This window comes from Streptomyces sp. NPDC051018 (genome assembly GCF_044456085.1).
GTDB lineage: Bacteria > Actinomycetota > Actinomycetes > Streptomycetales > Streptomycetaceae > Streptomyces.
In genome coordinates, this window is sequence record NZ_JBITFN010000015.1 from 192,824 (window position 1) to 204,001 (window position 11,178).

The 11,178-nt window shown below is 69.1% G+C and carries 11 protein-coding genes; 1 reads left to right on the plus strand and 10 read right to left on the minus strand.

Annotated elements, in window-relative coordinates:
- Positions 1–87: 87 nt before the first annotated feature.
- Complete coding sequence (locus ACIBCM_RS24885) at positions 88–465, plus strand: PRC-barrel domain-containing protein (RefSeq protein ID WP_399246720.1); 378 nt, start codon at positions 88–90, stop codon at positions 463–465.
- Here ACIBCM_RS24885 and ACIBCM_RS24890 read toward each other — a convergent pair.
- From ACIBCM_RS24890 to ACIBCM_RS24935, 10 genes are all read right to left on the minus strand, one after another.
- Positions 381–2,135 (minus strand): DNA polymerase IV, encoded by a 1,755-nt coding sequence (locus ACIBCM_RS24890; protein ID WP_399246722.1) that lies wholly within the window; start codon positions 2,133–2,135, stop codon positions 381–383. The two genes, ACIBCM_RS24885 and ACIBCM_RS24890, sit on opposite strands and share 85 nt — an antisense overlap.
- Positions 2,136–2,198: 63 nt before the next feature.
- Positions 2,199–2,747, minus strand: coding sequence for a MerR family transcriptional regulator (locus ACIBCM_RS24895; RefSeq protein ID WP_399246760.1), 549 nt, complete (start codon positions 2,745–2,747; stop codon positions 2,199–2,201).
- 266 nt (positions 2,748–3,013) lie between these two features.
- Complete coding sequence (locus tag ACIBCM_RS24900) at positions 3,014–3,487, minus strand: bifunctional nuclease family protein (RefSeq protein WP_006123076.1); 474 nt, start codon at positions 3,485–3,487, stop codon at positions 3,014–3,016.
- Positions 3,488–3,540: 53 nt separating this feature from the next.
- Complete coding sequence (locus tag ACIBCM_RS24905) at positions 3,541–4,287, minus strand: MerR family transcriptional regulator (RefSeq protein WP_399246724.1); 747 nt, start codon at positions 4,285–4,287, stop codon at positions 3,541–3,543.
- Positions 4,288–4,324: 37 nt separating this feature from the next.
- Positions 4,325–5,218: an FHA domain-containing protein gene (locus tag ACIBCM_RS24910; RefSeq protein ID WP_399246762.1), complete on the minus strand. Its 894-nt coding sequence runs from the start codon at positions 5,216–5,218 to the stop codon at positions 4,325–4,327.
- A 148-nt stretch (positions 5,219–5,366) separates the two neighbouring features.
- Positions 5,367–6,380 carry a DUF881 domain-containing protein gene (locus ACIBCM_RS24915; protein WP_399246726.1) on the minus strand — a complete coding sequence of 338 codons (1,014 nt, stop codon included), beginning with the start codon at positions 6,378–6,380 and terminating at the stop codon, positions 5,367–5,369.
- Positions 6,381–6,397: 17 nt separating this feature from the next.
- A complete protein-coding gene (locus ACIBCM_RS24920) occupies positions 6,398–6,730 on the minus strand; it encodes a small basic family protein (RefSeq protein WP_389267550.1) in 333 nt (110 codons plus the stop codon).
- Positions 6,727–7,659, minus strand: a complete 933-nt coding sequence (locus tag ACIBCM_RS24925; RefSeq protein ID WP_399246728.1) for a DUF881 domain-containing protein — start codon at positions 7,657–7,659, stop codon at positions 6,727–6,729. Before ACIBCM_RS24925 ends, ACIBCM_RS24920 begins: the two co-directional genes overlap by 4 nt.
- Before the next feature lie 97 nt (positions 7,660–7,756).
- A complete protein-coding gene (locus ACIBCM_RS24930) occupies positions 7,757–10,252 on the minus strand; it encodes a sugar phosphate nucleotidyltransferase (protein WP_399246729.1) in 2,496 nt (831 codons plus the stop codon).
- A gap of 111 nt (positions 10,253–10,363) precedes the next feature.
- Positions 10,364–10,972: a CDP-alcohol phosphatidyltransferase family protein gene (locus ACIBCM_RS24935; RefSeq protein ID WP_399246731.1), complete on the minus strand. Its 609-nt coding sequence runs from the start codon at positions 10,970–10,972 to the stop codon at positions 10,364–10,366.
- Positions 10,973–11,178: the final 206 nt, after the last annotated feature.

The following is an 11,178-nucleotide window of genomic DNA, read 5'->3' on the forward strand; positions in this document are numbered from 1 at the left end:
GCCCTTTCCGCGATCGCTCAAGTGGCCGACGCCCACGATGTGCACTTTCGTATGATTTAAGCAGCAATTGCGACCTTTGGAGGGACCGTGCAGACCGATATCGATCCGCGCAGCCTGATCGGCCGCAAGGCGTTCGACCGCAATGGGGTCAAGATAGGAACCATTGACGAGGTCTATCTGGACGACGCCACGGGGACACCCGAATGGGCGGCAGTCCGGACCGGGCTCTTCAGCCGTGACGCGTTCGTCCCGCTGGAGCCGAGCACATTCGCCGACGACACCCTGCGGGTGCCCTATGAGCGCTCGCTGATCAAGGACGCGCCGGACTTCGGGGTCGGCCGCCATCTCTCCCCCGAGCAGGAACTCCAGCTCTACCACCACTACGGGCTCGAACTCTCCGTGGCCCCCGAGTCACCCCCGTCCCGCGACCGCTCCTTCGGCAAGGTCGCCGGGCAGGAGGACTGATCCGGGTCCTCCCCCGCGGCCACCAGCGGCAGCGGATCGGACGGCTCCAGGTCCGGGTCGTCCACGCGGAAGGTGCGTACGCGCCCCGGCGGCGAGCCCGGCTCCTCGAACCGCACGGTGACCCGCCCGACCCCGCTGCCCTGCACCCAGCCCGCCCCGTACACGGCGTGCCGTACATCGTGCCCGGCCGGCCACCGGCGCTCCCCGGGAGCGCCGGTGGCGGACTCACCCGGACGGCCCAGCCCTCCGGTCTCCGCGACACCGACGGCACCGGTGCCCCCGGCCGGGTGAGACGCCCCCCGCGGGCCCCGCCCGGCCCCACTGTCCGCCCCGGCCACCGCCGGTTCCCGGCCCTGCTCGCCCGCCGGTGTGTCCCCGCCGTCACGGAGCGTCTCTCCGGCTCCGTCGGCCCTCCCCGGAAGGCCGACGGCGGCCCCTGCGGCGGCCGGGCCCGACCCAGGTGGCAATGTGCCCCCGGGCTCCGCTCCCGGACCGACGGACTCTCCCCCGGCCTCCCGCACCCCCTCGTCCGTGCCTCTCCGCTCATCCGCCGCCCGGCCCTCCCCCAGTCCCCCCTCGTCCACCGCCCGCGCCTCCGCCGCCGCCTGGGCGAACAGGTCCTCCTGGGTGTAGTCCGCGAGCCCGCTGACCCCGACACCCAGCAGCCGCACCCCTCCGGTCGTGTCCACGGACTCCAGCAGCCGCGCCGCCGCCTCCCGCACCACCGCGGGATCGTCGGTCGGCCCGCGCAGGGTCTCCGACCTGGTCAGCGTGGAGAAGTCGAACCGCCGGACCTTCAGCACGATCGTCCGCCCGGAATGCCCCGACGCCCGCAGCCGCTCCACACAGCGCTCGGCAAGACGCTCCACCTCCAGCCGGATCCTCACCCGGTCGTGGAGATCCACATCGAAGGTGTCCTCGACCGACACCGACTTGGCATCCCGCTCGGCGACCACGGGCCGGTCGTCGTACCCCAGGGCCATCCGGTACAGCGACACGCCGTGGGCCTTGCCCACCAGACGTACCAGCTCGTCCTCGCCCGCCTCCACCAGCTCGGCGCAGACCGTGATCCCCGCCCGCCGCAGATGCTCACCGGTGGCCGGTCCGACGCCGGGCAGCGTCCGGACGGACAGCGGCCCCAGCAGCTCACGCTCCGTACCGGGCTCTATCAGGACGAGACCGTCCGGCTTGGCCTGCTCGGAGGCGATCTTCGCCAGCATCTTGGATCCGGCCAGCCCCACGGAGCCGGTGAGGCCGGTCACCGCCCGGATGTCCTCCCGCAGCCGCTCCCCCGCCGCCCTCGCCGACGGCGAGTCCCGGGCCGCGCCGCCCGCCTCCAGATCCACGAACGCCTCGTCCAGGCTCAGCGGCTCCACCAGCGGTGAGAGCCTGCCCAGCAGCTCCATGACCTGCTCGCTGACCGATCGGTACAGGGAGAACCGGGGCACGAGATACGCCGCGTTCGGCGCCAGCCTGCGGGCCTGCGCCATGGGCATCGCCGAGTGCACCCCGAAACGTCTGGCCTCGTACGACGCCGTGGCGACCACGCCTCGCGGCCCCAGACCGCCGACGACCACCGGCTTTCCGCGCAGGGACGGCTTCGCCGCCTGCTCGGCTGCGGCGTAGAACGCATCCATGTCCAGATGCAGAATCGTCGGCGCGGATCTCACATCTCCGATGCTGCCCTACGCCACTGACAACCCGCCGTCCCCCGGACCGGCGGCGCGTCCCTCTCAGACCGCCCGGTCGCGTCTGCGTCTGGCCAGCTCATCGGCGGGATTGTTCCCGATGAGGGTCTCGCCGGTGTCGATCCGCTCGCCGTGCAGCTGCGACAGTGCCGCGTCGACGTCCCGCCGGACCACGCCGACGGCGATACCGAAGATCCCCTGGCCGCCCTGGAGCAGATCCACGACCTCGTCGGGCGAGGAGCACTCGTAGACCGTGGCCCCGTCGCTCATCAGCGTCATCCGCTCCAGATCGGCGAGGCCCCGCTCCCGCAGATGCTGGACGGCGGCCCGGATGTTCTGGAGCGCCACCCCGGTGTCCAGGAAGCGCTTGACGATCTTGAGGACGACCACATCGCGGAAGCTGTAGAGCCGCTGGGTGCCGGATCCGTACGCCGGGCGCACGCTGGGCTCGACCAGCCCGGTACGCGCCCAGTAGTCGAGCTGCCGATATGTGATGCCCGCCGCCGCGCACGCGGTGGGCCCGCGATAGCCGACCGTCTCCGTGGACGGTTCGGCCGCACCCCTCTGAAGCGGATACGGTCCGCTCTCCCCCAGACTCCGTCCGGGGGCGCCCCCTACCGCACCGTCGCCGCTGCTTCTCACGCCGACCTCCGTCCTTGACCTGCCGACTCGACGGTAGGCAGTCACCAGGGGTGCGTCAACGATCGCCACACTCGGCACGCCGAGTGATAATCACCCTGAGAGTGGTTTCCCGTGCCCTGTATCGGGGAAAGGCTACTCGAATGCGCCGGAGCCGCCGAACGGGTGACCGGCCGGACTGACACCGGCGGCGGCCACCCGTCACTGTCATCGGTCGGCGGTCACTGGCTGTTGGTTCCGAAGTCCTCCGGGGAGATCTGGTCGAGGAACTCGCGGAACTTCTCCACCTCGTCCTCCTGCTCGTCCGGGATGGCGATCCCCGCGTCGTCGAGCACCCCGTCACTGCCGTAGATCGGCGTACCGGTGCGCAGGGCGAGCGCTATGGCATCGGACGGGCGGGCGCTCACCTCGACTCCGCTGGCGAAGACCAGCTCCGCGTAGAAGACCCCTTCCCGCAGGTCGGTGATGCGGACCTCGGTGAGTTCCTGCCCCACCGCCTCCAGCACATCCTTGAAGAGATCATGGGTCAGCGGTCTGGCCGGTGCCATGCCCTGCTGGGCGAAGGCAATGGCGGTCGCCTCCCCGGGACCGATCCAGATGGGGAGGTACCGGTCGCCTCCCACTTCACGCAGGAGCACGATCGGTTGGTTGGAGGGCATTTCCACCCGGACACCCACAACGTCGAGCTCGTTCACACAGCAACCCTAGGACGTGCCCGGCCTCTTTGGGTAGTCGGGCACGTTCATGATCAGTGGAGACGGACCCCGAGAGCGGTCTGCATCAGGGCCGCGTGCAGCCGTACGGACAGGGCCGCGAGCTCTTTCGCGGTGGCCTCCGCATGGGCTCTGGTCTGCGGATTACGATGCCGCCGCAAGGGTGCCACCACCTGCTCGACGAGCCCGGCCTCCCGGTCCACGGCCGCCTTCATGGCTCGCAGATGCCGTGGTTCAAGACCGAATCTGCCCAGATCGGCCACCAGACGGGCCACGGTCACGGACTCGGCGTCATAGCCGCCTCCGGCATCGGGCACGAGCAGGCCGTACGACTCCCATTCGGCCAGGTCCTCCTCACTGACCTCGGCGGCCGCCAGCAGCTCGGAGCGCCCCACCCTGGCCGCCGTACGGCGTTCGGCGTCGGCCTCCCACGAACCGTCGGGCAGCTCGCACCGAGGCCCCTGAGCGGGCAGCTGCGGCTGCTCACCCCGGGCCACCGCGTCGAGGTGCTCACGGATGACCTTCAGCGGCAGATAGTGGTCACGCTGCATCCGCAGGATCTGCGCCAGCCGCCCCACGTCCTCCGGGCCGAACTTGCGGTACCCCGACGGAGTGCGCCTCGGCTCGACCAGCCCCTCGGCCTCCAGAAAGCGGATCTTGGAGATCGTGACCTCGGGAAACTCCTCACGCAGGTGATTGAGCACCGTACCGATGCTCATCAGCCTCTCGCCCGCGGTGGCGGTGCCGTGACCGGCACCGCCCGTCGTCGGTGTTCGCAGCATGTACCTTCCCTGACGGGCCCCTGTCGGGAGCGTGCCGCTAGATGCCCCGCTGGCTCGCGTGGCTCGCGTAGAAGACCAGTCGGTACTTGCCGATCTGGACCTCGTCGCCGTTCGCCAGATAGACCGCGTCGATGCGCTCCCGGTTGACATAGGTGCCGTTCAGACTGCCGACGTCGGCGACGCTGAAGCTGCCGTCCTGGCCCCTGCGGAACTCGACATGCCGCCGGGAGACGGTCACGTCGTCGAGGAAGATGTCGCTCTGCGGGTGACGGCCGGCGGTGGTCAGCTCACCGTCGAGCAGGAAGCGGCTTCCGGAGTTCGGACCGCGGCGGACGACCAGCAGCGCCGAGCCGAGCGGCAGGGCGTCGACGGCGGCCTGGGCCTCCGGGGAGAGCGAGGGGAGCTGGGTCTGCCCCGTCACCTCGGAGTCGTACGCCTCCAGCCCGGAGATGGAGATCGTCGACGTCGTCTCCGAGGGGCGCTCGGCCGGAGCACCGCCCCGCAGCGGCGCACCGCAGTTGGAGCAGAACCGGCTGGACTCGGCATTGCGGTGCCCACACCTCGTACAAACCGTCACGCCCGCCATGGACGGATCCTCCTGCCGCGGCTGTCCCCCGTGGGGATTGGTCGCATACGGGTCGGGGGCAAACCCTCCACCCGTACTTGAGGTTGATGGTTCCCCGAAACCTATGCGGCCGGGACCGGCAGGGTCAACAGACGACGCGCCCGGCCCACCGGGAAAGCCACCGCCCGGACCAGCGACCTCGTCCCGGAACAGCGGCCTCTCGGCGCCCTGCTCCTCATCCTGGCCATGACGCCGCGCGCGATGCCTGGCGTTGCCGCCGTCCTCGCGTGAGCCCCTGCCGAACAACTTCGCAAACAACTTCACGGGCGATTCCCCTTGACCGAAATAGACCCGCCCGTGGGGCAGGACGAACCCTCATTGATCACACCTGCCGACCCGGACATCCTCACAACGTCCGTACCCGTCAGACAGTTTCCACCACGCGGCACGACCTCGGTGTGCCGACCCCCCGCAACCGCTCGCGCCGGCACCCGGGATCCCATGCTCCCCCGCCTCACTGCGCCGACGACCGAGCGTAGCCAGGCCGCTTCGCGGGTCGCAAGGCGTCCACGACGATCTCCTCCGCGCGCTCCACCGTGGCCGTGGCCTGCTCCTTCTCCAATGTCTGGACCACACCGCCGGGAATGTTCAGGGCGGGTTCCAGATCCTGCGGCTTGCCGATCACCTTGAAACGGTACGGCGCGGAGATCTTCTTTCCGTCCACCTTGATGTCACCGCCCGTGCCCGTGAAATACGAATCGGCCACCACCCGGATGCCGTTGACCTGGATCGCCTCCGCGCCCGCCGCACGCAGCTCCTGAATCGCGTCGAGCAGCATGTCGGGCTCCACCGTGCCGGAGCGGTCCCCGACGGTGAGCGTAATGCCCGGGCCCCGGGCCGCCACCGTACCCGCGAGGATGCCGAGCTGCTGTTCCTTCTGCCGAGTCTGTCTGCGCGCCTCCTCGGCCTGGTCCGAGCTGTTCTCCAGCTCCGTCCGCTGGCCCTCCAGGCGCTGCTTCTCGTCCTGGAGCCGCTGGGTGCGGTTGTCCAGCTCGTCGAGAATGCGGACGAGGTCCTCCTGACGTGCCCCGCGCAGCGCGCTGTTGTCGCTGGTGGAGCGGACCTGGATGGCGAGACCGAGACCGAGGACGAACAGCAGCACGGCGACGATGAGTTGGGCACGGGTGACTCTCGGTGGCCACAGCCCCGCCTTGAGCCGCTGGCGGCCGGTCAGCGCGGCAGTGCCCCCGGCGGCGGGAGCCGGCCCGGCGGCCGTGTCCGGGGCCCCGGGCGGGTCGGACTGCGGCTGCGGGACCGGAGCCGGCCCGTCCAGGAGCCGGGAGGGCTCGGATCGGGGACCGGGCGGCTGCGGGACCGACGGCTGCCGCTGCGGCGGTTCCGGGGCCGATCGCTCCCGTTCGCCCTCTCCGGCCCCGGTACCGGCCTCAGAGGCGACGGACTCGGGCCCGCGGTCCTTCAGCGGCTCCGGCGGTGCCGCCGCGGCCTCGGGACGCTTCTCGTCGTTCATCTCGCTGTCCATCGGCCTCACGCCCGGAAGACGTGCCGGCGGATCGCGGCGGCGTTGGAGAAGATCCGGATACCGAGCACGACCACCACGCCCGTGGACAGCTGCGCGCCGACCCCCAGCTTGTCACCGAGAAATACGATCAAGGCCGCCACCACCACGTTCGACAGGAAGGAGACGACGAACACCTTGTCCACGAAGATCCCGTCCAGCATGGCCCGCAGACCCCCGAAGACGGCGTCGAGCGCAGCGACGACGGCAATCGGCAGATAGGGCTCGACCACCGCCGGAACTTCGGGCCGGACCAGCAGTCCGGCCACGATTCCCACGACGAGGCCCAGTACGGCGATCACGATGCGCCCTTCCCTGTGTCGGCCGTACTCGTTCCGCTGCCCTTCCCGGCGTCGGCGGTTTCCGGCTCTGCTGTACGTACGATCAGGCTCGGGGCAGCCGGAAGACGCACCTTGTCCTCTGGAGAGATGCTGAAACGGATCCCGAAGTTCTCCCGCAGCGCGTGCAGATACTGTCCGTCGGCGCTGTCCTGGAACGCGGTGCCCAGCTTCTTCCCGTCCCCCACGGCCAGCACGGTGTACGGCGGTACCAGCGGCCTGTTGTCGACCAGTATGGCGTCTCCCGCCGCGCGGATCGCGGACAGGGCGGTCAGCCGCTGCCCGTTGATGGCGACGGCCTCGGCTCCCGATTCCCACAGCCCGTTGACGATCCGCTGCATATCGCGGTCCCGGACCCGGCCCGTATCGCTGAACCCGCTGCTCTCCCGCGGTCCGCCGCCACCGCCCCCTTCGGTGTCCTTCGCGTCGTCGACGACGAGTTCGACCCCCGAACCGTCGACCTCCGTCGCCCCGGCGAGCAGGGAGGCCAGCTGCTCCTGTCCGGAGCCGTCCGTGCTGAGGGCCTTGCGCTGCCGTTCCCCGACCTCGTCACGGAGCTTGTCGACACCGTCCTCCAGGGCATCCGCGTCGGCCGTCTCCGCCTCGATACGGTCAATCAGCTCCTCGCGCTCCTTGGCCAGGACCGGGGCCGCTATCCGGGCCTCCGCGGCCCCGACGGTGACGACCATGGCGGCGAGTACCAGCCCGGCCGCGAGACCGAGTCTGGCCCGCAGCGTGCGGGGCAGCCCGGCCCCCTCTGCCCGGCGGCGCGCCGCCGCCTCCGCGTATCCGTCGTCGAGGCTGTGCTCCATCACATTCGTCAGCAGCGACATGGAGGCATCCGGGCGCGCGGGCGGAGAACCAGTGCTCCGAATGGGGGGCTGCTGCGGCATGCCGCACATCGTCGCACGTCGTGGCCGCTACCGCCGAATGGCCCCACCGGTGGGCCGGCGGGCACCTCAAGGCGCCTGTCGGCCCACCGGTCACACGTCAGTGACCTGCGCTCTCGACCACCGCGGCCCACTCGTCGAGCAGGGCCTGCGCGGAGGCGTCATCGGGCCCTTCCGCCCACAGATGGGTGACGGCCTCCGCGGGATCGGGCAGCACCATCACCCAGCGGCCGTCGGCCTCGACGACCCGCACCCCGTCGGTCGTGTCCACATCCCGGTCACCGGCGGCCTCGACGACCCTCCGCATGACGAGCCCCTTGACCGCCCAGGGCGTCGCGAGATCCCGCCGCAGCACATGGGCCCGGGGAATCCGCGCGTCGATCTGGCTCAGGGTGAGCTGGGTACGGGCCACCAGACCCACCAGCCGTACGAGGGCCGCCGTCCCGTCGAAGACACTGCTGAACTCCGGCACGATAAAACCACCTCGGCCGTCGCCGCCGAAGATGGTGGTCTCCTCCCGGCCCACCCGGGTCAGATCGTCGGGCGAGGTGGTCGTCCACTCCACCTGGGTGCCGTGGTACGCGGCCACCTGCTCGGCGATACGGGTCGTGGTGACCGGCAGGGCCACCCGTCCGCTGCGCCGCTCGGCCGCGACCAGGTCGAGCAGCACCAGCAGCGCACGGTCGTCCTCGATGATGCGACCGCGCTCGTCGACGAGGGAGAGCCGTTCGCCAACGGGGTCGAAGCGCACCCCGAAGGCCGCTCGCGCGGACGCGACGATCTCACCGAGCCGCACCAGACCGGCCCGCCGGGTGTCCGCGGACTCGGTCGGCCTGGCCTCGTCCAGCCCCGGGTTGATGGTCAGGGCGTCGACCCCCAGCCGTCCGAGCAGACTGGGCAGTACAAGGCCCGCGCTGCCGTTGGAGGCGTCCACGACGACCTTCAGTCCGGACTCGGCCACGCCCGTCGTGTCGACATTGCGCAGCAGTGAGCCGGTGTACGAGTCGAAGACACTGGCCGGGAAGTGCAGATCGCCGATCTCGCCCGGGAACGCCCGCCGGTACTCCTGTCGTGCGTACACCCGGTCCAGCTTCCGCTGCCCGGCCTGCGAGAGGTCGGCTCCGCGTTCGTCGAAGAACATGATGTCGACGGAGTCGGGCACTCCGGGAGACGTACGGATCATGATGCCCCCGGCGCTGCCGCGCGCGGTCTGCTGCCGTGCGACGGGCAGGGGCACGTTCTCCAGGTCGCGTACGTCGATGGCGCTGGCCTGGAGCGCGGAGATCACGGCCCGCTTGAGCGCTCGCGCGCCACGGGAGTGGTCACGCGCCGTCGTGACGGTGGCCCCCTTCTTGAGGGTCGTGGCATACGCGCCGGCCAGCCGTACGGCCAGTTCCGGAGTGATCTCCACATTGAGGATCCCGGAGACCCCTCTGGCACCGAACAGATGGGCCTGGCCCCGCGACTCCCAGATCACCGAGGTGTTGACGAACGCGCCGGCCTCGATGGTTTTGAACGGGTAGACCCGCACATTGCCCTGGACAATCGATTCTTCACCGACCAGGCACTCATCACCGATCACCGCGCCGTCCTCGATTCGGGCGGACCGCATGATGTCGGTGTTCTTGCCGATGACACAGCCACGGAGATTGGAGTGCTCTCCGATGTACACGTTGTCGTGGATCACGGCCTTGTGCAGAAAAGCACCGCTCTTGACGACGACGTTGGATCCCACGACCGTGTGTTCTCGGATTTCGACATCGGCTTCGACCTTGGCGTAGTCACCGATGTACAGCGGTCCGCGCAGAACGGCGTCCGGATGCACCTCGGCGCCTTCGGCCACCCAGACACCGGGCGAGATCTCGAATCCGTCGAGGTCGACGTCGACTTTGCCCTCAAGAACGTCGGCCTGGGCCTTCACATAGCTCTCGTGCGTACCGACGTCTTCCCAGTAGCCCTCGGCGATATAGCCGTAGATCGGCTTGCCGTCCTTCATGAGCTGGGGGAACACATCGCCGGACCAGTCCACGGAGACATCGGCCTCGACATAGTCGAAGACCTCCGGCTCCATGACATAGATCCCGGTGTTCACCGTGTCGGAGAACACCTGGCCCCAGGTCGGCTTCTCAAGGAAGCGCTCGACCTTTCCCTCTTCGTCGACGATGGTGATGCCGAATTCAAGCGGGTTGGGCACCCGGGTCAGACACACCGTGACCATCGCACCCTTCTCCTTGTGGAAGGAGATCAGGTCGGTAAGGTCGAAATCGGTGAGAGCGTCACCCGAGATGACAAGGAATGCATCGTCCTTGAGCGCTTCCTCGGCGTTCTTCACACTGCCCGCTGTGCCGAGTGGCTTCTCCTCATTGGCATAAGTGAGCTCCATTCCCAGCTCTTCGCCGTCACCGAAATAGTTCTTGACGAGCGAAGCGAGGAACTGCACGGTCACGACGGTCTCATTGAGACCATGCCGCTTGAGCAGCCGCAGCACATGCTCCATAATCGGCCGGTTGGCGACTGGCAGGAGCGGCTTGGGCATACTGGAAGTCATGGGGCGAAGCCTGGTTCCTTCGCCACCGGCCATCACGACGGCCTTCATGTCGGAAGCGTCCTCCTTGAGAGACGACGGACCAGCCGACTTCACTCGCCCAAAGAGGCCCTCTGGCGTCAGGCGCGGCCGGCCACACTGCCGGGCGCTGCATCTACGAGGTCAATCGGCCGCTGTATCCGCCTTGACGAGTCGGCGAACCTGGACCACATAGAGGATCCCTGCCCACCAATACAGAGTTGTACCCCATCCTGCGAAGGCCCATCCGAAAATAGCAGCAAGTGACGCAAGCCACCCCGAGCCGTCACTCAGCAGCAGCAACGGGAAGGCGTACATGAGGTTGAAGGTGGCGGCCTTGCCCAGGAAGTTCACCTGGGGCGGCGGATAGCCGTGCCGGCGGAGGATTCCCACCATCACCAGCAGCATCAGCTCACGTGCCAGAAGGGCTGCGGTAAGCCAGAGGGGAAGGATGTCCCGCCAGGTCAGACCGACCAGTGTGGACAGGATGTACAGCCGGTCGGCAGCGGGGTCCAGAAGTCGGCCCAGGCTGCTGACCTGGTTCCATCGCCGGGCGAGCTTTCCGTCGAGATAGTCGCTGACGCCGCTGAGCATCAGGACCAGCAGGGCCCAGCCGTCGCTCTTGGGCCCACCGAACTCCGGCCGGAGGATCAGCCACAGAAACAGCGGCACACCGAGGAGACGGGCCATGCTGAGGATGTTGGGGATGGTGAGCACCCGGTCCGTCTGAACGCGGGTCTCCTGGACCTCCACCCGGGGGCCTCCTGTGTGGAACGTGCCGACGATGATCCCTGACCCTACCGTCAGCCGAGCACCCCACCGGCACAGGGGTCCATGGGACCGCCACGGAGAAATACGGACCCGGAAACGCGAGAGGGCCCCGCATCCAATGGATACGGGGCCCTCTCTCAACAATTGTTCGGCGGTGTCCTACTCTCCCACAGGGTCCCCCCTGCAGT

Bases quoted from the DNA above. Each gene is read 5' to 3' on its own strand.
- ACIBCM_RS24915 (WP_399246726.1), bottom strand. From the start codon at position 6,380: ATGAACGACGAGAAGCGTCCCGAGGCCGCGGCGGCACCGCCGGAGCCG.
- ACIBCM_RS24905 (WP_399246724.1), bottom strand. From the start codon at position 4,287: ATGCTGCGAACACCGACGACGGGCGGTGCCGGTCACGGCACCGCCACC.
- ACIBCM_RS24930 (WP_399246729.1), bottom strand. From the start codon at position 10,252: ATGAAGGCCGTCGTGATGGCCGGTGGCGAAGGAACCAGGCTTCGCCCC.
- ACIBCM_RS24925 (WP_399246728.1), bottom strand. From the start codon at position 7,659: ATGCCGCAGCAGCCCCCCATTCGGAGCACTGGTTCTCCGCCCGCGCGC.